This window comes from Streptomyces cylindrosporus, from assembly GCF_022698165.1.
Lineage (GTDB): Bacteria > Actinomycetota > Actinomycetes > Streptomycetales > Streptomycetaceae > Streptomyces > Streptomyces cylindrosporus.
In genome coordinates, this window is the sequence record NZ_JALDAY010000023.1 from 98,051 (window position 1) to 121,935 (window position 23,885).

Consider the following 23,885-nt stretch of genomic DNA (forward strand, 5'->3'; position numbering starts at 1 on the left):
GGGCAAGCGAACGCGCCGATCTCTCGTACAGTTTGCGCCGTGGGATCTCTGCGCAATCCTGTCGGGCCGCTTCCCTCCTCCATCTACTGGCGCCGGAGGGTCGTACTGCTGTCTGTCCTGGGCGTGTTGGCGCTGCTCATCGTCTGGATCGTGACGTCGGGCGGCGGTGGCGGCAAGAAGGACGACGGGGCCAACGGCAAGACGCCCGCGCCCACCATCAGTGCGGGGCCGTCGAGTTCGGGGCCCGCGATCAGTCAAGCGCCGGGCGGGCGCGACGAGTCGAGCAGTGGCGGCACCGGCGGCGGTACCGGCGGGGATTCCAGCGGGTCGGATTCCGGGGGCGGTTCGGGGACTTCGGGTACGTCCGGCTCCGGCGGGTCGGAGGGTGCCGGCTCGGGTGGGGTCGCGGGTGGCGGCTCGGGCAGCGGGGTCGGGCAGAACGACACCGTTCCCGCCGGGTCGACCTTGCCCAACTGCACCGCCGGAGCCGTGAAGTTGAGCGTGCGCAGTCTGCACAACACCTACGGGCCCGAGGACACGCCCACCCTGTTGCTGACCGCGACCAACTCGTCCGCCAGTGACTGCAAGGTCGATCTCGGGCCCAAGAGCGCCGTGTTGACGATCTCGAAGTCGAGCAGCAGCGACGACGTCTACTGGTCCTCCGCCGACTGCCCGAAGACTGCCGGGAGTCTGCTGTTCCGGGCGCCCGCCGGCAGCAGCATCACCTACACCGTGAAGTGGGACCGCAAGCCGAGTGCCCCGGAGTGCGCCACGCCGCCGGCCGGGTCGGCGGCGGCGGGCACCTATCTGGTGGAGCTGACGGCCTCCGGGTTCGCCAAGGGCCAGACGTCGTTCGTGCTGGACGACGACTGAGGGCCGCTCGGGTCAGTTGAGGGCGGCCGGGGCCGGGGTGCCGTAGAACGTGATCGCGGGCCAGCCGCGGGTGGCCAGGAAGGCGTTGAGGGCGTTCGCCACGTCGATCGGGTCGACCTTGCTGCCCGCGACGCTTGTGTCGCAGCTCACGCGGAAGTGGATGCTCACGTTTCCGGCGCCCTCGCTGTAGACGGGGTCAGGGAGGGTGGCTGTGCCGCTGAACTCGGTGTCCGGGGGGAACTCGGGTGTCGAGGTCTCGTCGTCCGCCGCCTGGGCGGAGGTGGTGGTGCCTAGGGCCGCGGCTGCCGCCGTCGTTCCGGAGTATCCGAGCAGCGCGCGTCTGGACATGCTGGTCAAGGTGCCCCCTCGTGTGTCGCCTGCCGTGCCGCGTTCGAGCGTATGCGCGGTTTTGTGGCGGGTGGGGCTGAACGGCAGCGTCCGTAAGTGGAGGGGGCGCGGGGCCGGTTGGTTACACGTAGCGTTCCAGGATCGAGCTCTCCGCCAGGCGGGAGAGGCCCTCGCGGACGCTTCGGGCCCGGGCCTCGCCGACGCCGTCGACCGTCTGGAGGTCGTCGACGCTCGCCGCGAGGAGCTTCTGCAGGCCGCCGAAGTGCTCCACCAGGCGGTCGATGATGGCGCCGGGGAGGCGGGGGACCTTGGCCAGGAGGCGGAAGCCGCGGGGGGAGACCGCCGAGTCCAGGGCCTCCGGGGAGCCCGTGTAGCCCAACGCCCTCGCCACCGTGGGCAGTTCCAGGAGCTCCGCGTGGGTGAGCGCGTCGAGTTCGTAGAGGGCCTCGTCGACCGTGCGGGAGCGCTTGGCGGTGGGCTCGGGGACGTAGTCCCGGACCACGAGTTCGCGCTCGGGTTCCACGCCCGCGATCAGCTCGTCCAGCTGGAGGGCCAGGAGGCGGCCGTCGGTGCCGAGTTCCACGACGTACTCGGCGATCTCCGTCGCGATGCGGCGGACCATCTCCAGGCGCTGGGCCACGGCCGAGACGTCCCGGACCGTCACCAGGTCCTCGATCTCCAGGGCCGAGAGGGTGCCCGCCACCTCGTCCAGGCGGAGCTTGTAGCGCTCCAGCGTGGCCAGGGCCTGGTTGGCCCGGGAGAGGATCGCGGCCGAGTCCTCCAGGACGCGGCGCTGGCCGTCCACGTACAGCGCGATCAGGCGCATGGACTGGGAGACGGAGACCACCGGGAAGCCGACCTGCTTGGAGATGCGGTCGGCCGTGCGGTGGCGGGTGCCCGTCTCCTCCGTGGGGATCGTCGCGTCCGGGACGAACTGGACGCCCGCGCGGAGGATCTTCGAGAGGTCGGAGGAGACCACGATCCCGCCGTCGAGCTTGCACAGCTCACGCAGGCGGGTGGCCGTGAACTCCACGTCCAGGACGAAACCGCCCGTGGACATGGCTTCCACCGTCTTGTCGAAACCGAGGACGACGAGTCCGCCGGTGTTGCCGCGGAGCACGCGCTCCAGGCCGTCACGCATCGCCGTGCCGGGAGCCACGGCGCTCAGTGAGGCGCGCATCAGGCCATCGGCACCGGAACTCCCGCCGGACTTTCCGGGAGCTGCCGCCCGGTCGTTGGCTGCCACTGCACTCCTCCGGTCGCAGGTTCTGGGGCGCCCCCGTGTCGCGTGTTTTCTTCGCACGGACGGGCGAGACCAGGGCAAAGTCTACCGGCGGTCCTCCTCGTCCCGTGGGGCCTCTCGGCGACGGGAGCGCGGAAGGACTCTCAGGGCGTCCCCTATGTCGGCGACTTCCAGGACCTTCATACCCGGAGGGATCTTGCCGGGATCGCCCGGAACGAGCGCGTGCGTGAAGCCCAGACGGTGTGCCTCGGAGAGCCTGCGCTGGACGCCCGTGACCCGTCTGACCTCGCCCGCGAGGCCCACCTCGCCGATCGCGACCAGGTTCTTCGGCAGAGGGGTGTCGCTCGCCGCGGAGGCCAGGGCCAGGGCGATCGCGAGGTCCGCGGCCGGCTCGGAGAGCTTCACTCCGCCCACGGTCGCGGAGTAGATGTCCCGCTTGCCCAGGGCGCTGATCCGCCCGCGCTGCTCCAGGACGGCGAGCATCATCGAGACACGGGAGGTCTCCAGGCCGGAGGTGGTGCGGCGGGGGGACGGGATCTGTGAGTCGACCGTGAGCGCCTGGACTTCGGCGACCAGAGGGCGACGGCCCTCCAGCGTGACCGTCAGACAGGTACCGGGGACCGGTTCGTCACGTCGTGTCAGGAAAAGTCCGCTCGGGTCGGCCAGGCCTGTGATGCCCTCGTCGTGCAGTTCGAAGCAGCCGACCTCGTCCGTGGCGCCGTAGCGGTTCTTGACGCCCCGGACCAGGCGCAGACGGGCGTGCCGGTCGCCCTCGAAGTGCAGCACCACGTCCACCAGGTGTTCCAGGAGGCGCGGGCCCGCGATCGCGCCGTCCTTGGTGACATGGCCCACAAGGAGGGTGGACATGCCGCGCTCCTTGGACGCGCGGATGAGCGCGCCCGCGACCTCGCGGACCTGGGCCATGCCACCCGGGGCGCCGTCGATCTCCGGGGACGCGACGGTCTGCACGGAGTCCAGGATCAGCAGCGACGGCTTCACGGCGTCCAAGTGGCCGAGCACCGCGGCCAGATCGGTCTCGGCCGCGAGGTAGAGGTGGTCGTCGAGAGCCTTGATGCGGTCGGCCCGCAGGCGGACCTGGCTCGCCGACTCCTCTCCCGTGACGTACAGAGTGGGGTGCTCGTCGCTCGCCGACTTCGCGGCCACGTCGAGCAGGAGGGTCGACTTGCCGACGCCGGGCTCGCCCGCGAGCAGCACGACCGCGCCGGGGACCAGGCCGCCGCCGAGCACGCGGTCCAGCTCGGCGACGCCGGTGGAGCGGGCGGTGGCCTGGCGGCCGTCCACCTGACCGATGGGCACGGCGGAGGTGGTGACGCGGCCCGGTGTCGTCGTACGGACCGCGGGCGCGCCGTACTCCTCGATCGTCCCCCAGGCCTGGCACTCGGGGCAGCGGCCGAGCCACTTGGCCGTCTGCCAGCCGCACTCCGTGCAGCGGTAGGAGGGCCGTTCCTTGGCGGTTTTGGTACGGGCAGCCATGCCGAGAACGGTAACCGGGGGCACTGACAACGCGAGTGCCGGTGGGCGGGGGCGCGCGTCACCGGACGGCCGCGCCTCCGGGTCCACCGGCGCCAACAAGCCACTCCCGCCCCGAACCAGCCACGGAATGAAGGGTTCCTGTCCCCTTATGAGGGATCGTTTCACCCGTACGGAGTAAATGTGCTCAAGGGGGCAGAAGGGCCTGCTCTCCGGCGCCTACGGTCCACGGATGATGAGCAGCAGTCCGGAGACCTCGACCCGCACCACCGGCGCACACCGGGCGCGCCGGGAGGCTCGCGACCGTGCCGCGGCGCGCACGCTGGCGCAGCGGCCGCCCGCGCGCTACGAGCCGTATCTCGACGGCCTGTTCACCTACTGCCTGTCCGTGCTGTGCGACCACGACGCCGCCACCGCGGCCCTCGGCGACGTCCTCGCGCTCGCCGAGAAGCGCGGCGGCCCGGAGGCCTCCGGCGACCGGCGGGCCTGGCTGTACGCGCTGGCCCGCTGGGCCTGCCTGCGGGGGCTCGCCGAGGCCAAGCAGAAACGTCAGGCCACGCACGCGGCGGGCCGGCACGGCCCCAGGGCCCACCCCGCGGCCCCGCCCGTCGCCGAGGAGGTCCAGGAGGAGCGGCGCCGCGAACTCGCCCTGCTCGCCTGGCCGGAGGCCGCCGGCACCACCCCGGAGCAGCGCGAGGCGCTGGAGCTGGCCGTACGGCATCATCTCGCCGCCCATGAGGTCGCCGCCGTCCTCGGCATGGACCTCGCGGGCGCCCGCGAGCTGCTCGCCTCCGCCGCCTGCGAGGTCGAGCGCACCCGCGCGGCCCTCGCCGTCGTGGAGAGCGGCGGCTGCCCGAGCGTCGCCCGGCTCACCGGCGACAACCAGCTGGTGCTCGGTGCCGCCCTGCGCAAGGAACTCGTCCGGCACGTCGACGACTGCCCGCACTGCCGGCGCAGCGCCGAGCGCGCGATCCCCGGCCGCTGGCCCGGCGCGATGGTCACCCCGGCCGAGCTGCCCGTCCTGGAGGCGCCCCGCGCGGCCCTGCACGTCGCGATGGCGCACCATCCACGCGCGCGTGGCGCGGCGGCGCCGAGGTTCGACCGGCGCGGGTTCCCGATGGATCCCAAGGACCGTGCCGCCCGGCGCGACCGGCTACGCGCGCGTGCCGTGACGACCACCGTCGTGGCGACCGTCGTGGCCGCCCCGGTGCTCGCGCTCTGGGCCGCCTACCGGGGCGGGCCCGCCGGGGAGGGAGTCGACGGGCGCTCCGCCACCGCCAGTGAGGCGCACGGGCCCGGCAGCCTCGACGGCGAGGCGGCCGGCGGCAGCTACGAGAACGCCGGGAACGCCAGTACCAGGCCCGGCGGCCGCTTCGGCGACGGCAAGCGGCCCGACGTCTCCGTGGAGGTCGTCAGCGTCACCGGCGCCGGCCACAAGGGCGCCGGCCGCCTCGACGTGACGGCCGGCAACAGCGGCGACACCACGCTGATCACCCTGACCGCGACCGGTTCCGCGCCCACGCGCTGGTCCGCGACGACCGGCGCCTCCTGGCTCTACCTCAGCCAGGCGTCGGGAACCCTCGCGCCGGGCGAATCGTTGACGATCAAGGTGTACGTCGACCATCTGCGCGAGCCCTCCGGCCACTGGCACGCGAAGGTGGCGATCTCACCGTCCGGCGCCGTCGTCACCATCGACGGCTACGGCACCGCACCCAGCCCCTCCGACCCGGACCCCGACCCGACCGGCCCCGGCGACCCGCCGCCGTCCCACCCCGACCCGACGCCCACGACCTCGGCGCCCTCGGACCCGCCCCCGAGCGACCCGCCCACGTCACCGGACCCGACCCCGACGCCCACCGACCCGGCCCCGTCCGACCCGGGAAGCCCGCCACCCGGCAACGGCGGCGACCCGAGCCCGTCGGCCACGTAGGGCCTGTGCGGCGGGTCATGCCGACGTCGCGGGGTCTGGCACGCACGCCCTCGGACAGACCCCGGCCGCAGGCGCCGTACAGCCCGATGACCTCAGTCGACGGGGTCTGCCGGATGCGGGGCCAGCAGGGGCAGCTGTGCGGCCAGTCGTTGCTCGCAGAGCTCCACGAGACGGTCGTAGCCGGCCTTGCCCATCAGCTCGGTCAGCTCCGCCCGGTAGGACACGTACACGGGGTCGCCCGCGCCGTGCGCCGAGGTCGCCGACGTGCACCACCAGTGCAGGTCGTGGCCGCCCGGACCCCAGCCCCGGCGGTCGTACTCACCGATCGAGACCTGCAGCACCCGGGTGTCGTCGGGCCGGTCGATCCAGTCGTAGGTGCGTCGTACCGGCAGCTGCCAGCACACGTCCGGCTTGGTCTCCAGCGGCTCGCGGCCCTCCTTCAGGGCGAGGATGTGCAGCGAGCAGCCCGCGCCGCCCGCGAATCCGGGCCGGTTCTGGAAGATGCACGAGCCCTGGTACGGGCGCGTCTGGCGGTCGCCGTCCTCGTCCTCCGAGACCCAGCCGTTCTCCGTGCCCTCGTCGTGGTGCTGCCAGATCTCCGGCGTGAGCCTCGCCACGAACCCGGCGACCCGCTTCTCGTCGTCCTCGTCGGAGAAGTGGGCACCCAGCGTGCAGCACCCGTCGTCCGCCCGGCCCGCCTGGATGCCCTGGCAGCCGCTGCCGAAGATGCAGTTCCAGCGAGAGGTCAGCCATGTCAGGTCGCACCGGAAGACCTGCTCGTCGTCCGCCGGATCAGGGAACTCCACCCACGCGCGCGCGAAGTCGAGGCCCTTCTCGTCCGCTGCCCTGGCCTTCTTCGACATCAGCTTCGCCGGCCCTGCCGACTTGTCGGCCTTCGCCGTTTTCGTCTTTGGCACAGGACCAGCGTAAGGCTCCCGCAGCCCCATCGAATACGGAGGACCGCCCAGGTGGCAGTAGCGTTCCGTACATGAGACTCGGTGTCCTCGACGTTGGATCGAACACGGTGCATCTGCTGGTGGTGGATGCGCACCCCGGCGCGCGCCCGCTGCCCGCGCACTCGCACAAGGCGGAACTGCGCCTTGCCCAACTCCTCGACGAGGACGGGGCCGTCGGCCCCGAAGGGGTCCAGAAACTGATCGACGTCGTCCAGGAGTGCCTGCAGGCCGCCGAGGACAAGGGCGTCGAGGACTTCCTCCCCTTCGCGACCTCCGCCGTGCGCGAGGCCAGCAACGCCGACGACGTCCTCGCGCGCGTGCAGGCCGAGACCGGCGTCGAGCTGCAGGTCCTCACCGGCGAGGAGGAGGCCCGCCTGACCTTCCTCGCGGCCCGCCGCTGGTTCGGCTGGTCCGCGGGCAAGCTGCTCGTCCTGGACATCGGCGGCGGCTCCCTGGAGATCGCGTACGGCATCGACGAGGAACCCGACGCCGCGGTGTCGCTGCCGCTGGGCGCCGGCCGCCTCACCGCCGGCTGGCTCCCCGGCGACCCCCCGGCCCCGGAGTCCATAAGGGCCCTGCGCCGCCATGTCCGCGCCCAGATCGCCCGCACGGTGGGCGAGTTCACGCGTTTCGGCGCGCCGGATCATGTGGTGGCGACCTCGAAGACCTTCAAGCAGCTCGCAAGGATCGCGGGTGCGGCTCGCTCGACGGAGGGCCTGTACGTCCAGCGCGAGCTCAAGCGCGAGTCCCTGGAGGCCTGGGTCCCGCAGCTGGCGGGCATGTCGGCGGCACAACGGGCCGAGCTGCCGGGCGTGAGCGAGGGGAGGGCCGGCCAGCTCCTCGCCGGCGCGCTGGTGGCGGAGGGCGCGATGGACCTGTTCGGGGTGGAGAGCCTGGAGGTCTGCCCGTGGGCGCTCAGGGAAGGCGTGATCCTGCGCCGACTTGATCACATGGGTTCCGTGTAGATGCCTTCCTGGGGGCGCGGGGCTGTATCGATTTGCGGCTCCGCCGCGTGGGCGCGACAAGCCCCCACGAACCCGCACCCGCCTATGGCGAACCCCACAACGGCCAATAGGCGCGCGGCTCCACTCACCCGTACCCCGTAACCTGTCGGCATGGCGGAGCCAGTCGTACGCATCCCGGATGCGAAGGTCGCGCTGTCCACGGCCTCCGTGTACCCGGAGTCCACGGCGACGGCCTTCGAGATCGCCGCGCGCCTCGGGTACGACGGTGTCGAGGTCATGGTGTGGACCGACCCGGTCAGCCAGGACATCGAGGCGCTGCGCAGACTGAGCGACTACCACCGCATCCCGATCCTCGCGGTCCACGCCCCCTGCCTGCTGATCACGCAGCGGGTCTGGTCGACGGACCCCTGGATCAAGCTCCAGCGCGCCCGGGCGGCGGCGGAGAAGCTGGGGGCGACCACGGTGGTCGTACACCCCCCGTTCCGCTGGCAGCGCCAGTACGCCCGCGATTTCGTCACCGGGATCTGGCGGATGGCGAACGAGACGGACGTGCGGTTCGCCGTCGAGAACATGTACCCGTGGCGCTACCGGGACCGCGAGATGCTCGCGTACGCCCCCGACTGGGACGTGACGAAGGAGGACTACCGTCACTTCACGATCGATCTCAGTCACTCCGCCACGGCCCGCTCCGACGCGATGCACATGGTCGACCGCATGGGCGACCGGCTCGGACACGTCCATCTCGCGGACGGCAGGGGTTCGGCCAAGGACGAGCACCTCGTCCCGGGCCGCGGCAGCCAGCCCTGCGCCGAGCTGCTGGAACGTCTCGCCCTGACCGGCTTCGACGGCCATGTCGTCATCGAGGTCAACACCCGGCGCGCGATGTCCGGCGCCGAACGCGAGGCCGACCTGGCGGAGGCGCTCGCCTTCACCCGGCTCCACCTCGCCTCCGCCGTGAAGGTGCCCCGGCCGTGACCGACACCGCCGCCCGGCGCCGCGGCCGCCGTACCCGGGTCGAGTCGGCGGACACCCGGGACCGGATCCTGAACGTGGCCCGCGAGGAGTTCTCCGAACGCGGGTACGACAAGACGTCCGTGCGGGGCATCGCGAAGGCGGCCGGCGTGGACTCCGCGCTGGTGCACCACTACTTCGGCACCAAGGAACAGGTCTTCGAGGCGGCCATCGAGGTCGCCTTCGCGCCCGCGCTGAACGCGCCGGAGGCGGTCGCCGAGGGCCCGCTGGACGGCGTCGGCGAGCGCCTGACCAGGTTCATCTTCGGCATCTGGGAGAACCCCACCACCCGTACGCCCCTGCTGGCGATTCTCCGCTCCGCGGTCAACAACGAGGCCGCGGCGGCCGTCTTCCGCCGGCTGGTCGCCTCCCAGCTGCTGCGCCGGGTCGCCGCGCAGCTCGACCAGCCGGACGCCGAGCTGCGCGCCGAGCTGGCGGCGGCGCAGCTGGTGGGCTGCGCGATGCTGCGGTACGTCATCAAGGTCGAGCCGCTGGCCTCGGCGGACGTGGAACAGGTGATCGCGCGGGTGGCGCCGGTGGTGCAGGGGCATTTGACCGGGCCCTGATTCCTGAGCCCTGGATTACTGAGATCTGGTGAGATCAGGATTCCTGAGACCGGCGTCTTGGATTCCGGACACCGTCTCGGCTCCCCGGAGGACCGGCGTACGCTCGGTAGCAGCCAGAACTGTCTGAAGGAGCGAGCGACGATGCCCGAGCTGAGGTCCCGCACAGTCACCCACGGCCGCAACATGGCGGGCGCCCGCGCCCTTATGCGCGCCTCCGGTGTACCCGGTGCGGACATCGGCCGCAAGCCGATCATCGCGGTCGCCAACTCCTTCACCGAGTTCGTGCCGGGCCACACCCACCTGCAGCCGGTCGGCCGGATCGTCTCCGAGGCGATCGTCGAGGCGGGCGGCATCCCGCGCGAGTTCAACACGATCGCGGTCGACGACGGCATCGCGATGGGCCACGGCGGCATGCTGTACAGCCTGCCCTCCCGCGACCTGATCGCCGACTCGGTCGAGTACATGGTCGAGGCCCACTGCGCGGACGCCCTGATCTGCATCTCCAACTGCGACAAGATCACGCCGGGCATGCTGAACGCGGCCCTGCGCCTGAACATCCCGACGGTCTTCGTCTCCGGCGGCCCGATGGAGTCCGGCCGCGCGACCCTCGTCGACGGCACGGTCCGTACGCTCGACCTGGTCGACGCGATCTCCGACGCCGTGAACGACAAGATCTCGGACGAGGACATCCTCCGTATCGAGGAGAACGCCTGTCCGACCTGTGGCTCCTGCTCCGGCATGTTCACCGCCAACTCGATGAACTGCCTGACCGAGGCCATCGGCCTCTCCCTCCCCGGCAACGGCTCGGTCCTGGCCACGCACACGGCCCGCAAGGGCCTGTACGAGGCCGCCGCCCGCACTGTGATGGACATCACCCGGCGCTACTACGAGCAGGACGACGAGACGGTCCTGCCGCGCTCGATCGCGTCCTTCTCGGCCTTCGAGAACGCGATGGCCCTGGACATCGCGATGGGCGGCTCCACGAACACGATCCTGCACCTCCTCGCGGCGGCCCAGGAGGCGGGCGTCCCGTTCGGCCTGGAGGAGATCAACGAGGTCTCGCGGCGGGTGCCGTGCCTGGCGAAGGTCGCCCCGAACGTCGCCAAGAACCGCACGTACTACATGGAGGACGTGCACCGCGCCGGCGGCATCCCCGCCCTGCTGGGCGAGCTGCACCGCGCGGGCCTGCTCAACGAGGACGTCCACTCGGTCCACAGCCCGTCCCTGGCGGACTGGCTGAAGACGTGGGACGTGCGAGGCGGCTCCCCGTCCCCCGAGGCCGTGGAACTGTGGCACGCGGCCCCCGGCTGCGTCCGCTCCGCCGAGGCCTTCTCGCAGTCCGAGCGCTGGGAGGCGCTGGACGAGGACGCGGCCGAGGGGTGCATCCGCTCCGTCGAGCACGCGTACTCGAAGGACGGCGGCCTCGCGGTCCTCAAGGGCAACCTCGCGGTCGACGGCTGCGTCGTGAAGACGGCCGGCGTGGACGAGTCGATCTGGACCTTCGAGGGCCCGGCGGTCGTCTGCGAGTCGCAGGAGGAGGCCGTCGAGAAGATCCTCAACAAGCAGGTCACGGACGGCGACGTGGTCGTCATCCGTTACGAGGGCCCGAAGGGCGGCCCCGGCATGCAGGAGATGCTCTACCCCACCTCCTTCCTCAAGGGCCGCGGCCTCGGCAAGACCTGCGCCCTGATCACCGACGGCCGCTTCTCCGGCGGCACGTCGGGTCTGTCGATCGGCCACGCGTCGCCCGAGGCGGCGTCCGGCGGCACGATCGCGCTGGTCGAGGACGGCGACCGCATCCGCATCGACATCCCGAACCGCACGATCGAGCTGCTGGTGGACGAGGCCGAGCTCGCGCGGCGGGAGGCGGCGCTGGGTGGCGTGTACGCGCCCAAGTCGCGGGAGCGGAAGGTGTCGGCGGCGCTGCGGGCGTACGCGGCGATGGCGACGAGCGCGGACAAGGGCGCGGTACGGGACGTGTCTAAGCTGGGCTGACCGGGCTGGGCTGACCGGGCCGGGGTGACCGGGCCGGGGTGACCGGGCGGGGCTGACCGGGCGGGGCTGACCGGGCCCGGCCGAGGGGGCCCGGCTGCAAGGTCGGGTCGAGGAGGCCGGGCGACACGGTCGGGCTGACGGGGCCGCGAGTATTCAGGGCCGTCCCTTCGGGGGCGGCCCTTTCGCGTGCGTACGAGGTGGGCGGGGGCGCGGGCCGAGCGGTGGGCGGGGATCAGGGCCGAGGGCCGAGGGGTGGCCGCGCGGCCGAGCTGACGGGGGTCTCACGGCCGGCTGGCGATGGCCGCGCAGCCCGGTCGGGGGGCGAGTCACGGCCTGGTTGGCGGTGGCCGCGCAATCCGGTTGGCGGGCGTCTCGCGGCCTGGTTGGCGGTGGCCGCGCAATCCGGTCGGCGGGCGTCTCGCGGCCTGGCTGGCGGTGGCCGCGCAACCTGGTCGGCGTGCATCCCTCGGCCCGGCTGGCGGGGGGCGCGCAAACCCGGCCGGCGGGCCCGTGCGGTTCGACTGGCGGGTCTGTGCAGTCCGACTGGCGGGTGGGATACGTCCGTTACCAGCCCGCCGGCTTACCGGCGTCCACCGCGAAGACCGTGCCGTCGGGGGCGGTGGCGTAGACGTGGGTGTTGGCGAGGACCGGTTGGGGGAGGGCGGCGGTCACCGTCTGGCCCGAGTCCGCGCCGAGGCGGGCCGGGGTCTGTCCGGCGAGGGTGCCCTTGCGGGCGTCCACGGCGAGCAGACGGCCGTCGGCGGCGCTGAAGTAGACGTAACTGTCGTCGACGACCGGCGCCGAGCCCCGGCTCACCGAGGTCTCGATGTTCCACAGCTGCTTGCCCGAGGTCGTGTCCACGGCCTCCAGGGAGCCCCCGGCGGCCAGCAGGTAGACGACGCCGCCGCGCACGGTGGCGTGGGCGCTCGGGCGGCGGACCGGCAGAGTCACCCGGTGCGTCGACCCGGAGCGGGGGTCGTAGCGGACCACCGCCTGCGTGTCCCCGTAGACCAGGTCGTCCGCGAGGAAGAAGACCGAGCCGCCGGCGCTGCCGACCGACTGCAGGGACCCGTCCAGCCGGACGTCCCAACGCACGTCACCCGTGACGGGATCCACCGCGACGACCCGCGTACTCGCCCCGTCGGCGGAGACGTTCGTGATGTACGCCAACGGGTCACCCGGGAACGAGGAGAAGACCGGCGGCCCGTCGCCCGGCATCGACCGGGACCACTTCGTGTCGCCGGTCGCGCTGTCGACGCCGGTGACCTTGCCGTCCGCGTGGGTCAGCAGAAGCATGCCGCCGACCTGCTGCAGCGACTCGTAGGCAGGCACGTCCCGCGTCCAACGGACCTTGCCCGAGGCCGGGTCGAGCGCCTCCAGACGCCGGCCGTGGTCGGGGAGGGGCTGCACCAGACCACCCGACACGACCGGGGCGGCGCTGTACTGCGTCGTACCGGCCGAGTGCCGCCACAGCAGCTCGCCGTCGGACGGGTCGAGGGCGAACACCGTGCCGGGCCGGGAGCAGAGCAGCTTCCCCGCGGCGTACGAGCACCTGGCCTGCCCCTTGCTGTCGGACACGGGCTTTGCCGCCCACGCGCGGAACGCGGCGGGGGAGGTGTGCGGCGCCGTGCCCCGCGCGGCGGAAGGATCCCCTCCGCCGAGCAGCTGCACCGAGGCGAGCACACCGCCGACGACGAGGACGAGGGCCGCACCGGCGACGAGCAGCGCCTTGGCGGACAGGCGGCGCGGCTTGGGCCGTCGCGCCGTTTCTCCGCCTTCCTCTCCGCCTTCCTCTCCGCCTTCCCGGGCTTCGTCTCCCCGGGCTTCGTCGACTTCCTCGACACGGGATTCCGGGAACAGCGGCGGCGCATCACCCGTCCGCTGCGCCGGTATGAACGCCTGGGTGTCGTACGAGGCCGCGCGTGACCGCAGTTCCCGCATCAGCTCGTCGGGGGTGGGCCGCTCCTCGGGCTCCTTGGCGAGGCAGCGCAGCACCAGCGGAGCGAGGTCCTCCGGTACGCCGGTGAGGTCCGGCTCGTCATGGACGACCTGGTAGGCGACCACGTACGGGCTGTCGGAGTCGAACGGGCCCCGGCCGGTCGCGGCGTGCACCAGCACGGAGCCGAGGGCGAAGACGTCTGCGGCGGGCCCGACCTCCCGGGGCCGCCGGAACTGCTCGGGCGCCATGAAGGGCGGGGTGCCGATCAACTTCCCGGTCTCGGTGCGCAGTTCGCTGTCCTTTGGCCGAGAAATGCCGAAGTCGATGACCTTCGGACCGTCCTCGGCGAGCAGCACGTTGCTCGGCTTCAGATCGCGGTGCACGACGCCGACGCGGTGGATGTCGCGCATGGCCTCGGCCAGTCCCGCCATCAGGCGGCGCAACTGGTCCGGGGGCATCGGCCCGTTCCGCTTCACATGATCGGAGAGGGTCGGACCGGGGATGAACAGTGTGGCCATCCAGGGCCGTTCGGCCTCCGGGTCGGCGTCGACGACGGACGCGGTGAAGGCGCCGCTGACCCGCCGAGCGGCCGCGACCTCCTGCCGGAAACGCCCTCTGAACTCGGGGTCCTTGGCGAATTCGGCGTGTACGACCTTCACTGCGAGCTTCATGCCGGAGGTGCTCCGGGCCAGGTGCACGACGCCCATGCCGCCGGAGCCCAGGCATGACTCGAGACGGTAGTGACCGGCGTATTCGGGAAGTTCCGCTTCCGCGCCGGCCCCGCTGTTGTGCTGTGGCGCCATGGAACCACCCCCGTGCTGTTCGTCCGCGCGCGCGACGCACGGAGCCTAGTCGATTACTCGTACGGGACCGAGGCGGCTTGCTAGCGTTCGCGTGCGAGTTGCGTACATGTGTTTCATGGCGTGTTTTAGGGGAATCAACGGGACCCCATGGCATTCATGGGGCTCAACGGGGGAGGTTTTTCATGTCTGTTGACCACGTCGACGAGGCCGGAAGCAGCGAGGGCGAGTCCGTCGCGGCGGCGGCCGTCGCCGCGGAGGCCCTGCACTACTACCCGGTCGCCCCGGGCGTCCGCCTCAACGTCCGCCGCGGCCCCGGCACCCAGTACGGCATCGTCCGTGTCCTGCCGGAAGGCGCGAAGGTCCCGATCTTCTGCCAGACGCCGGGCACGACGGTCTCGGGCCCGTACGGCACCTCGAACATCTGGGACAACATCGACGACGGCGAGTTCGTCGCGGACGCGTACGTCCTCACGGGCAGCGACGGCTACGTGGCGTCCCGCTGCAGCTGAGTGCTGGGCTCGGCGTCTACTGAACGGCGAGTACGTCTCGGACGCCTACGTCCACACCGGCAGTGACGGCTACGGGGCGTCCCGCTGCGGTTGACCCGCCCTGACCCGGAAGGAGCCCGCCCCCGCCGCGGAGCCATAATCGTCCCGTGAGCGACGAAAACGGCACCTCGGCGGGCCCGGCGGGCTCCACCGGTCCCCGCCCGGAACCGATCCGGTTCTTCGGTACCACCTGGGTGGACCACGACAACGGCTACCCCGCCCGCCGCATCGGCGCGGCGGTCGGCTCCCTGGTCGCCGCCGTCGCCTCCTGCCTCGTCCTCCGCTTCGCCTACGAGGGCCTCCAGATCGCCGACACCGGCGCCTTCGTGAACATCCTCGTCGTCGCCATGTTCGCGATCTGCAGCGCGCTCGCGTTCCGCAACACGTGGGACTCCTTCAGCAAGCGCCCCGACCCCGACCGCCAGGCCTCCCTCCGCGGCCTCCTCGCGATCGGCTTCGTCGGCTCCCTCCTCGCCTACTTCTTCCGCACCCTCACGGAGGCGCCCGGCGAGAAGCTCCACCGCGAGGAGTACGAGGCGGCAGTCAGACAACACGAGAAACGCACCACGCGCCGCACCGGCAACCCGTCGAAGAAGCGCCGCCGCACGTAGCGCCGCCTGCGGGCCCTTGTGGCCTGAGCGGGTCATTGCCGCGGGAGGCGATGAGAGGGGACGGGAGGGGAGGGCACGGGAGGCAACGGGAGTTGCCGCCTGCCACCGGGAGCCGGGGTTGGAGTCAGGGCCAGGGCCGAAACCGAGGCCGGAGCTTGCCGCGGGGAGCCGGAAGGTGGGAGCCGGGAGCCGGAAGCGGGGGCCGGAGGGCGGGAGCCGGAAGTCGGGAGCCGGAAGTCGGGAGCCGGAAGCGGGAAGCCGGAGGCCGGGGGCCGGAGGGCGGGAGTCGGGAGCCGGGGGCCGGAGGGCGGGAGCCGGGAGCCGCTATCGAAGCCCGTCGCCGGGGCCCGGAGTCTGACAGGCCCCGCCGGTATCGCCCCCTCCCACCCCCTCTCACCAAAAACTCACTGCCCCCTGCACCCAACTACGCCACCATGGCCATATGACGGCCCCCTCCGACACCACCCGCGCCCACTCCTTCAACGCCGCCGCGGCCCAGTACGCCGCCAACCGCCCCTCCTACCCGCCCGCCCTCTTCGACGCGATCGACGAGCTCGCCGGCCGCCCCCTCGCCGGAGCCCGGGTCGCGGACGTCGGGGCCGGTACCGGGATCGCCACCGCGTTGCTGCACGGGCGCGGTGCCGAGGTGATCGCCGTGGAGCCCGGTGACGGCATGGCGGCCCAGTTCCGCCGCACCCTCCCCGACGTCCCGATCGTCCGCGGCGACGGCAACGCCCTCCCCCTCGCCGACGCCTCCGTCGACTTCGTCACCTACGCCCAGGCGTGGCACTGGACCGAGCCGGCCCGCGCCGTTCCCGAGGCACGGCGAGTGCTGCGTCCGGGCGGTGCGCTCGCCCTGTGGTGGAACATGGATCCGGCCGACGTCCCGTGGATCACCGAGCAGGCCGACCGCATCCGCGCCCACTTCAACGGCGTGCACAACAACAAGCGGGGCGCGCCGGAGATGCGGACCGCACTCGCCTTCAAGGGCGTCCCGGACATGCCGGACCACGCCGGCCACATCGTCCGCTGGAGCCGGCACGTCCCGATCGACACCCACCTCGCCAACCTCGGAAGCCACTCGATCTTCCTGGTCCAGGGCGAGGAGAAGACGGGCGCCTTCCTCGCCGAGGAGCGCGAACGCCTGCTGCAGACCTTCCCCGACGGCACGGTCGAGGAGGTCTACGACGTCCTGCTGATCGTCGCCACCCCATGACGCCGAGGCCGACGGCCACCCACCACACAGGGCTACGGCATCCTGCTGATCGTCGCCATCCCATTCCCCCCACTCATCCCATTCCCCTCACTCCCGCCATGCCCGGCCGCCCACCCCTCCAAGGCCGCCGCGCACGCATGGTCAACATGCCGCAGCCCGTCCAGTTCCAGCCGTACCGCCCGGTCCCGCGGCAGTGCCTCCAACGCGTCCAGCAGCTTCGGCAGCCGCAGGAACGTCGCATGGCCGAGGACGCGGACCACGAGCCCGGCCTCTCCACGGTCCTCCGTCTCGACGTGCACATGGCTGGCCTCCCACGCCGTCTTGGCCACCGCCAGCGCCAGCCCCACCAGCACCCCCTCCAGCAGATTGCCGACGACGATCGCGCCCGCGGTCACCACCAGCACGACCACCTCCCCACGGTGCCCGCGCCACAGCCCGCGCACCTCCCGCACCGGCACGAGCTTGCAGCCAGCGTGCACCAGCAGCCCGGCCAGCGCCGCCACCGGGATCAGCCCGAGCACCCCGGGCACGACAGCCGTGAACAGCAGCAGCCACACCCCGTGCAGCACCCGGGAGGCCTTCGTACGCGCCCCTGCCTGCACGTTCGCCGCACTGCGCACGATCACCGCAGTCATCGGCAGCGCCCCCAGCACCCCGCACACCGCGTTCCCCGCGCCCTGCGCCATCAGCTCCCGGTCGTAGTCGGTCCGCCGCCCTTGGTGCAGCCGGTCCACCGCCGTCGCGCTGAACAACGACTCCGCCGACGCGATCAACGCGAACGCCACGACGGTCCCGATCACCCCCACTTCCGTCAGCCGCCCGAAGTCCGCCGCCTCGGGGAGTCGTACCGCATCGGCCAGACCGTGCACCTCGACCCGTCGCACCCCCAGGTCGAACAGCCCGGTCACCGCCGACACCACCGCCACCGCGACCAGCGGCGCAGGCACCACCCGCGCCCCCCTGCGCCAACGCGGCCACAGCAGCAGTACGGCAATAGTGGCAGCCCCCACTGACAACGCCACCGGATCGGCCCTCCCCGGCAGCGACACCAGCCCGGCGAGCTTCCCGAGCCCGCTCGCCGGCGCGCTCGCGTCGCCCAGCGCGTACACCTGCCCGGCGATCAGCACCAGCCCGATCCCGGCGAGCATCCCCTGCACCACGGCCGCCGACACGGCCCTGAACCACCGCCCGAGCCGCAGCGCCCCGAGCCCGAGCTGCACCAGCCCGGCCCCGAACACCAGCACCCCGAGCGCCTCGACGCCGTAGGAGTCCACGGCCTCGTGGACGAGCACGGTCAATCCGGCGGCCGGCCCGCTGACCTGGAGGCTGCTGCCGGGCAGCGCTCCGGCGACCAGCCCGCCCACGATCCCGGTGACCAGCCCCAACTCGGCCGGCACCCCGGAGGCGACGGCGACGCCCACACACAGCGGCAGCGCGACGAGAAACACGACGAGAGAAGCGAGCAGATCGGCCTTGCGTACGTCACTGCGCATGCGCATGACGGGTGCACCTCCTGAGAGCAGCTGAGCAGCGGGAGATGCGTGGGCGCCGCACCGGGGGAGGGCACGGCGGACGAACGTGCGCGGCATATGACCTCGCACTGAAATCCATTGTCGGGAAAGGGAGTTGATCGCGCACCGGGTTCGTGTTTCGCCGCGATGACGGCGGAGGCGTACGGGCCGGACCGCCTTCCTCCGTTCACGCCGACACACGCCTGCGCCGCCGAACGCGCCTCCGCTTGACACGGCCCGCCGAGAAGAGGAATGTTCCGCACATGATGAATATAAATCGGGGTGCCGACGAGACGCCCGACCCCGAGCCGGCATCCGGCGCGGCGTCCGGCCCGGAGCAGGCGTCCGGCACTCCCGCCGTCCGCGCCGACGCCCTCACCGTCGTCCGCGGCCCCCGCACCGTCCTGCGCGGCCTCGACTTCACCGTCCCGCGCGGTCAGATCACCGGCCTGCTCGGTCCCTCCGGCTGCGGCAAGTCGACCCTCATGCGCTCGATCGTCGGCACTCAGGCCAAGGTCACCGGCACCCTCGAAGTCCTCGGCCGCCCCGCCGGCCACCCCACCCTGCGCACCCGCATCGGCTACGTCACCCAGGCCCCCTCCGTCTACGACGACCTGACCATCCGCCAGAACCTCGACTACTTCACCGCGATCCTCGCCCCCGGCCGCCCCACCGCCGAGCGCCACCAGGACGTCACCCGCGTCCTCGACGACGTGGACCTCACCTCCCACGCCGACTCCCTCGCCGGCAACCTCTCCGGCGGCCAGCGCAGCCGCGTCTCCCTCGCCGTCGCCCTCCTCGGCAGCCCCGAACTCCTCGTCCTCGACGAACCCACCGTCGGCCTCGATCCGGTCTTGCGCCGCGACCTCTGGAACCTCTTCCACGACATCGCCGCCACCCGCGGCGCCACCCTCCTCATCTCCTCCCACGTCATGGACGAGGCCGAGCGCTGCCACCGCCTCCTGCTCATGCGCGAGGGCGAGATCCTCGCCGACGACACCCCGGACGCCCTGCGCACGAACACCGGCTCCGACACGGTCGAGGCCGCCTTCCTGCACCTGGTCGACCAGGCCACCGCGGCCGCCCGCGAGAAAGAGACGACCCGATGAGTACGACGACCCTGTCCGGTACGACGATCACGCCCGCGCCCACCAGCGCGCTGAACCTCTCCCGCACCACCGCGACCGCCGCCCGCGTCCTGCGCCAGCTCCGCCACGACCCGCGCACCATCGCGCTGCTGATCCTGGTCCCCTGCCTGCTGCTGGTCCTGCTGCGCTACGTCTTCGACGGCAGCCCGCAGACCTTCGACAACATCGGCGCCTCGCTCCTCGGGATCTTCCCCCTGATCACGATGTTCCTGGTCACCTCCATCGCCACCCTGCGCGAACGCACCTCCGGCACCCTCGAACGCCTCCTCGCGATGCCGCTCGGCAAGGGCGACCTGATCGCCGGCTACGCCCTCGCCTTCGGCGCCCTCGCGATCATCCAGTCCGCCCTCGCCACCGGCCTCGCGCTCTGGGCCCTCGGCCTCGACGTCACCGGCAGCCCCTGGCTCCTCCTCCTGGTCGCCCTCCTCGACGCCCTGCTCGGCACCGCCCTCGGCCTGTTCGTCTCCGCGTTCGCGGCCTCCGAGTTCCAGGCCGTCCAGTTCATGCCGGCCGTGATCTTCCCCCAGATCCTCCTGTGCGGCCTGTTCACCCCCCGCGACAACATGCACCCCGCCCTGGAGGCCATCTCCAACGTCCTGCCCATGTCCTACGCCGTCGACGGCATGAACGAGGTCCTCAAGCACACCGACATGACGGCCACCTTCGTCCGGGACGTCCTCATCGTCGCGGGCAGCGCCCTGCTGGTGCTGTGCCTGGGCGCGGCCACCCTCAGGAGGCGCACCGCGTGACCGCGTTCCGCCAGCCGGACGGCCACCCCCGGCCCCGCACTGCCAGTGCGAGGATGGGCCCATGACCCAGAAAGTCGCAGTCCTCGGCACCGGCAAGATCGGCGAAGCCCTGCTCAGCGGGATGATCCGGGGCGGCTGGGCCCCGGCCGACCTCCTGGTCACCGCCCGCCGCCCGGAGCGAGCCGAAGAACTCCGCACCCGCTACGGAGTCACCCCGGTCACCAACCCGGAAGCCGCCAAGACCGCCGACACCCTGATCCTCACGGTCAAGCCGCAGGACATGGGCACCCTCCTGACCGAACTCGCCCCGCACGTCCCCGCCGACCGCCTGGTCATCAGCGGCGCCGCCGGCATCCCCACCTCCTTCTTCGAGGAGCGCCTCGCCGAAGGCACCCCCGTCGTCCGCGTCATGACGAACACCCCCGCCCTCGTCGACGAGGCCATGTCCGTCATCTCCGCCGGCACCCACGCCACCGCCGACCATCTCGCGCACGCCGAGGAGATCTTCGGCGCCGTCGGCAAGACGCTCCGCGTCCCCGAGTCCCAGCAGGACGCCTGCACGGCACTGTCCGGCTCGGGTCCGGCGTACTTCTTCTATCTCGTCGAAGCCATGACCGACGCCGGCATCCTCCTCGGCCTGCCCCGCGACAAGGCCCACGACCTGATCGTCCAGTCCGCGATCGGCGCCGCGACCATGCTCCGCGACAGCGGCGAACACCCGGTCAAGCTCCGCGAGAACGTCACCTCCCCCGCCGGCACGACCATCAACGCCATCCGCGAACTCGAGAACCACGGCGTACGAGCCGCCCTCATCGCCGCCCTCGAAGCCGCCCGCGACCGCAGCCGCGCCCTGGCCTCCGGCAACAAGGACTGACCGGCGCCGCCCGCCCGAGGGCGGTCACCGCGCCGCGTCCACCACCTCCTTCGTGGTCACCACCCGCGCGAACCCGCCCCCGTGCAGCGACACCGCCGAGGCCTGCGCGACCTCGTCCGCACTCCGCCGCCAGCCGAACGGACCCTCCAGGTCGAAGGTGTACGTCGCGTCGTACGCCACCACCACGTCGTACCCGAGATTCCCGCCCATCCGGGCCGTCGTCTCCACGCACATGTTGGTCTGGATCCCCGCCAGCACGAACTGCGAGATCCCGGCCTCGCTCAGCCAGCCCCCCAGATCCGGCGATCCGAGGAAGGCCGAGTTCACGGTCTTCGTGAGGAACAGCTCCGGCCCGGCACCCTTCCCCCTCCTCTCCTGCACGTAGTCCTTCAGGTCGTTGCCCTCGTACCCCGGCCGCAACGGCGACTCCGGCTTCAGCGAGTCATGCCGCACGAAGACGACCGGCCGCCCCGTCGCCTGCCATACGTCGATGAGCTCCGCGATGTTGTCATCGGCCTCCGGGTTGTTCCGCGGCCCCCAGAAGTCGGCCTCCTCGAAGCCCTTCTGCACGTCCACGACCACCAGCGCTGCGTTCTCTGCGATGTCCATGCCCCCAATCCTGTAGGCGCGTCGCCCGCCGCCCCAGGGGCACAGAAGCCATCGATCGATGGTTTACTGCCAACCGTGGTCACCCCCTACCGCATCGCTCTCCTCGCCTTCCCCGGTATCCGCGCCTTCGACGTCTCCGTCATCACCGAGGTCTGGGGAACCGACCGCACCGACCGCGGCGCCCCCGCCTTCGACCTCCGCCGGGTCGCCACCGACACCACCACCCCCGTCCCCATGCGCGGCGGCATGGCCCTCCTGCCCGACCGCACCCTCACCTGGCTGTCCCGCGCCGACCTGATCGTCGTCCCCGGCCTCGACGACCACCTCACCCCCGCACCCACCCCCGTCCTCGACGCCCTGCGCCGCGCCCATGCCCGCGGCACCACCATCGCCGCCCTCTGCGGCGGAGCCTTCACCCTCGCCCAGGCCGGCCTCCTCGACGGCCGCCGAGCCATCACCCACTGGAACCTGATCGACCTCCTCCGCGCACACCACCCCCAGGTCACCGTCGTCCCCGACGCCCTGTTCATCGAGGACCACAACATCTGGACCGCCGCCGGCACCGCAGCCGGCATCGACCTCTGCCTCCACCTCGTCCGCCGCTCCCACGGCGCCGAAGCCGCCGCCACCATCGCCCGCTCGATGGTCACCGCCCCCTTCCGCACCGGCACCCAGGCACAGTTCATCGAGCACCCCACACCACGCACCGACCGCGACGCCGACACCCTCGCCGCCGTACGCGAACACGCCCTGCGCCACCTGCACGAACCGCTCACCGTCGCCGACCTGGCCGCCCACGCAGGCATGTCCGCACGCAGCTTCGCCCGCCACTTCACGGCGGAGACCGGCACGACACCGCTCCGCTGGCTGCTCGACCAGCGCATCGCAGCCGCCCAGAAACTCCTCGAACGCACCGACCTGCCCATGCCCGAGGTGGCCCGCCGCGCCGGCTTCGGCAGCGAGGTCACGATGCGCCAGCACTTCGCATCGCGCCTCGCCACCAGCCCGCGCGCCTACCGCGCCGCGTTCAGCACCACACCCGCGTCCGTATCGGAAACGGCCGGCAGCAGCCCGATCGCGCGATAAGCGGCATCCACGGTCGGCCGGGCCATCGCCCGAGCCCTCTCCGCGCCATCCCGCAACACCCCCTCCACGTAGCCCGGATCGGCGCACAGCGCCCTGTGCCTCTCCTGTACGGGCCTGAGGAGCTCGACCACGGCCTCTGCGGTGTCCTTCTTCAAGGAGCCGTACGACTCATATACACCGCTCAGGGCCTCCGGGTTCCCACCCGTGCACGCGGCGAGGATCTCCAGCAGATTCGCGAGCCCGGGCCGCTCCTCCCGGTCGTAGACGACCTCCCGCCCGCTGTCGGTCACGGCCCGCATGACCTTCTTCCGCACGACCTCCGGTTCGTCGAGCAGATAGACGATCCCCGGCCCGGCGTCGTCCGACTTCCCCATCTTCGAACCCGGATCCTGCAGACTCATGACCCGCGCGGCCACCGGCGGCACGGTGGCCCGCGGCACCACGAACGTGTGCCCGTACCGCTGGTTGAACCGCACCGCCAGATCCCGCGTCAGCTCCACGTGCTGCGCCTGGTCGTCCCCGACCGGCACCTCGTCCGCCCCGTAGGCCAGGATGTCCGCCGCCATCAACACGGGATACGTCAGCAGCGACAACCGCACGCTGCCCCCACGCTCCCGCTCCCGCGCGGCCTTCTCCTTGTACTGGATCATCCGCCGCATCTCGCCGTCGGTCGCCACGCACTCCAGCACGTACGACAGCCGGGCGTGCTCGTCCACATGACTCTGTACGAACACGGTGCACAGCTCCGGATCCAGCCCCACCGCCAGCAACAGGGTCGCCGCCTGCCGACTGAGCCTGCGCACCCGCGCCGGATCGTGGTCCACGGTCAGCGCGTGCAGATCCACCACGCAGAACAACGAGTCCGCCCGGTACTGGTCCACCGCGGCCCACTGCCGCATGGCCCCCAGGTAGTTCCCCAGCGTCAGGTGCCCGGTCGGCTTGACCCCGCTGAAAACCCGCGTCATCTCGTCTCCACCTCCTGGTCGAGGCCGCCGTCCCGAGCGGCCGGCCCTCAGGACCCTGGAGGGAGAAACGAGAACGGCCGCCGAGGCGGCGGCCGTTGAGTGCATACGTCAGTACGGCCGCCGTCAGGCGGCCCACCACAGCTGGGTGCACGTACGCGTAGTCATGGGGCCCAGGGTACGCCTCCGGGGTGCCGCTTCGCCGCGAGTTGACACGCCCCAGGGCGGTACGTAAGGTTCTTCGAGTTGTCCGACGTGAGAGCCGACTCCGGTCGGTCCCCGGACAGCCATTCCGTAGGTACCAACAACTACTCGACTGCTGTCGATCAGGCTGCCGTCGCGTAATTGCCATGCGTATTTGCGAAATGAGGAATCCGCGTTCGAAAGGACGCGGCCCCCGATTAGCGCGGGGGCCGGGAATCCGCTAAAGTCTCACTCGTCGGAACGGCCC

Annotated in this window: 21 protein-coding genes; 13 read left to right on the forward strand and 8 right to left on the reverse strand. The window is 71.9% G+C overall.

Features of this window, described 5'->3' with window-relative positions; all coding sequences use genetic code 11:
* Positions 1 to 39 precede the first annotated feature (39 nt).
* Positions 40 to 873, forward strand: coding sequence for a hypothetical protein (locus MQP27_RS49190; RefSeq protein WP_242778573.1), 834 nt, complete (start codon positions 40 to 42; stop codon positions 871 to 873).
* A gap of 12 nt (positions 874 to 885) precedes the next feature.
* Here the strand turns inward: MQP27_RS49190 and MQP27_RS49195 are convergent, their stop codons facing one another.
* From MQP27_RS49195 to radA, 3 genes are all read right to left on the reverse strand, one after another.
* Positions 886 to 1,221, reverse strand: a complete 336-nt coding sequence (locus tag MQP27_RS49195) for a hypothetical protein (RefSeq protein WP_242778576.1) — start codon at positions 1,219 to 1,221, stop codon at positions 886 to 888.
* A gap of 121 nt (positions 1,222 to 1,342) precedes the next feature.
* Positions 1,343 to 2,467: a DNA integrity scanning diadenylate cyclase DisA gene (gene disA, locus MQP27_RS49200; RefSeq protein WP_242778579.1), complete on the reverse strand. Its 1,125-nt coding sequence runs from the start codon at positions 2,465 to 2,467 to the stop codon at positions 1,343 to 1,345.
* 81 nt (positions 2,468 to 2,548) lie between these two features.
* A complete protein-coding gene (gene radA, locus MQP27_RS49205; RefSeq protein WP_242778582.1) occupies positions 2,549 to 3,958 on the reverse strand; it encodes a DNA repair protein RadA in 1,410 nt (469 codons plus the stop codon).
* Between the two features lie 229 nt (positions 3,959 to 4,187).
* Between radA and MQP27_RS49210 the strand changes: the two genes are divergently transcribed.
* Positions 4,188 to 5,885 carry a BACON domain-containing protein gene (locus tag MQP27_RS49210; protein ID WP_242778584.1) on the forward strand — a complete coding sequence of 566 codons (1,698 nt, stop codon included), beginning with the start codon at positions 4,188 to 4,190 and terminating at the stop codon, positions 5,883 to 5,885.
* A gap of 92 nt (positions 5,886 to 5,977) precedes the next feature.
* Here MQP27_RS49210 and MQP27_RS49215 read toward each other — a convergent pair whose 3' ends face one another.
* Complete coding sequence (locus MQP27_RS49215) at positions 5,978 to 6,802, reverse strand: DUF3109 family protein (RefSeq protein WP_242778587.1); 825 nt, start codon at positions 6,800 to 6,802, stop codon at positions 5,978 to 5,980.
* 71 nt (positions 6,803 to 6,873) lie between these two features.
* On the opposite strand from MQP27_RS49215, the gene MQP27_RS49220 reads away from it, so the two are divergent.
* The 4 genes from MQP27_RS49220 to ilvD all read left to right on the forward strand — a co-directional run bounded on the left by MQP27_RS49220 (position 6,874) and on the right by ilvD (position 11,378).
* Positions 6,874 to 7,806, forward strand: coding sequence for a Ppx/GppA family phosphatase (locus tag MQP27_RS49220; protein ID WP_242778590.1), 933 nt, complete (start codon positions 6,874 to 6,876; stop codon positions 7,804 to 7,806).
* A 150-nt stretch (positions 7,807 to 7,956) separates the two neighbouring features.
* Positions 7,957 to 8,781: a sugar phosphate isomerase/epimerase family protein gene (locus MQP27_RS49225; RefSeq protein WP_242778593.1), complete on the forward strand. Its 825-nt coding sequence runs from the start codon at positions 7,957 to 7,959 to the stop codon at positions 8,779 to 8,781.
* Positions 8,778 to 9,383, forward strand: coding sequence for a TetR/AcrR family transcriptional regulator (locus MQP27_RS49230; protein ID WP_242778596.1), 606 nt, complete (start codon positions 8,778 to 8,780; stop codon positions 9,381 to 9,383). The genes MQP27_RS49225 and MQP27_RS49230 overlap by 4 nt, the downstream gene beginning before the upstream one ends.
* 141 nt (positions 9,384 to 9,524) lie before the next feature.
* Entirely contained in the window at positions 9,525 to 11,378 is a 1,854-nt protein-coding gene (ilvD, locus tag MQP27_RS49235; protein ID WP_242778599.1) for a dihydroxy-acid dehydratase, read from the forward strand.
* Positions 11,379 to 11,942: 564 nt separating this feature from the next.
* On the opposite strand, the gene MQP27_RS49240 is transcribed toward ilvD, so the two are convergent.
* A complete protein-coding gene (locus tag MQP27_RS49240) occupies positions 11,943 to 14,120 on the reverse strand; it encodes a serine/threonine-protein kinase (RefSeq protein ID WP_242778602.1) in 2,178 nt (725 codons plus the stop codon).
* 182 nt (positions 14,121 to 14,302) lie between these two features.
* Here MQP27_RS49240 and MQP27_RS49245 point away from each other — a divergent pair, with 182 nt between their 5' ends.
* From MQP27_RS49245 to MQP27_RS49255, 3 genes are all read left to right on the forward strand, one after another.
* Positions 14,303 to 14,629, forward strand: coding sequence for an SH3 domain-containing protein (locus MQP27_RS49245; protein ID WP_242778605.1), 327 nt, complete (start codon positions 14,303 to 14,305; stop codon positions 14,627 to 14,629).
* A gap of 146 nt (positions 14,630 to 14,775) precedes the next feature.
* Positions 14,776 to 15,279, forward strand: a complete 504-nt coding sequence (locus MQP27_RS49250; protein ID WP_242778608.1) for an EamA/RhaT family transporter — start codon at positions 14,776 to 14,778, stop codon at positions 15,277 to 15,279.
* Between the two features lie 442 nt (positions 15,280 to 15,721).
* Positions 15,722 to 16,495: a class I SAM-dependent methyltransferase gene (locus MQP27_RS49255; RefSeq protein WP_242778611.1), complete on the forward strand. Its 774-nt coding sequence runs from the start codon at positions 15,722 to 15,724 to the stop codon at positions 16,493 to 16,495.
* Positions 16,496 to 16,527: 32 nt separating this feature from the next.
* Here MQP27_RS49255 and MQP27_RS49260 read toward each other — a convergent pair whose 3' ends face one another.
* Positions 16,528 to 17,988 (reverse strand): SulP family inorganic anion transporter, encoded by a 1,461-nt coding sequence (locus MQP27_RS49260; protein ID WP_242778658.1) that lies wholly within the window; start codon positions 17,986 to 17,988, stop codon positions 16,528 to 16,530.
* A 281-nt stretch (positions 17,989 to 18,269) separates the two neighbouring features.
* On the opposite strand from MQP27_RS49260, the gene MQP27_RS49265 reads away from it, so the two are divergent.
* The 3 genes from MQP27_RS49265 (at position 18,270) to proC (ending at position 20,777) form a co-directional block, all read left to right on the forward strand.
* Complete coding sequence (locus MQP27_RS49265; protein ID WP_242778614.1) at positions 18,270 to 19,115, forward strand: ABC transporter ATP-binding protein; 846 nt, start codon at positions 18,270 to 18,272, stop codon at positions 19,113 to 19,115.
* On the forward strand, positions 19,112 to 19,903 hold the full coding sequence (locus tag MQP27_RS49270) for an ABC transporter permease (RefSeq protein ID WP_242778617.1): 792 nt from the start codon (positions 19,112 to 19,114) through the stop codon (positions 19,901 to 19,903). Before MQP27_RS49265 ends, MQP27_RS49270 begins: the two co-directional genes overlap by 4 nt.
* A 61-nt stretch (positions 19,904 to 19,964) precedes the next feature.
* A complete protein-coding gene (gene proC, locus MQP27_RS49275; protein ID WP_242778620.1) occupies positions 19,965 to 20,777 on the forward strand; it encodes a pyrroline-5-carboxylate reductase in 813 nt (270 codons plus the stop codon).
* A 24-nt stretch (positions 20,778 to 20,801) separates the two neighbouring features.
* On the opposite strand, the gene MQP27_RS49280 is transcribed toward proC, so the two are convergent.
* On the reverse strand, positions 20,802 to 21,386 hold the full coding sequence (locus tag MQP27_RS49280) for a cysteine hydrolase family protein (RefSeq protein WP_242778623.1): 585 nt from the start codon (positions 21,384 to 21,386) through the stop codon (positions 20,802 to 20,804).
* A gap of 75 nt (positions 21,387 to 21,461) precedes the next feature.
* Here MQP27_RS49280 and MQP27_RS49285 point away from each other — a divergent pair, with 75 nt between their 5' ends.
* On the forward strand, positions 21,462 to 22,472 hold the full coding sequence (locus MQP27_RS49285) for a GlxA family transcriptional regulator (RefSeq protein WP_242778626.1): 1,011 nt from the start codon (positions 21,462 to 21,464) through the stop codon (positions 22,470 to 22,472).
* Here the strand turns inward: MQP27_RS49285 and trpS are convergent.
* Complete coding sequence (trpS, locus tag MQP27_RS49290) at positions 22,400 to 23,437, reverse strand: tryptophan--tRNA ligase (RefSeq protein ID WP_242778629.1); 1,038 nt, start codon at positions 23,435 to 23,437, stop codon at positions 22,400 to 22,402. The two genes, MQP27_RS49285 and trpS, sit on opposite strands and share 73 nt — an antisense overlap.
* Positions 23,438 to 23,885 lie beyond the last annotated feature (448 nt).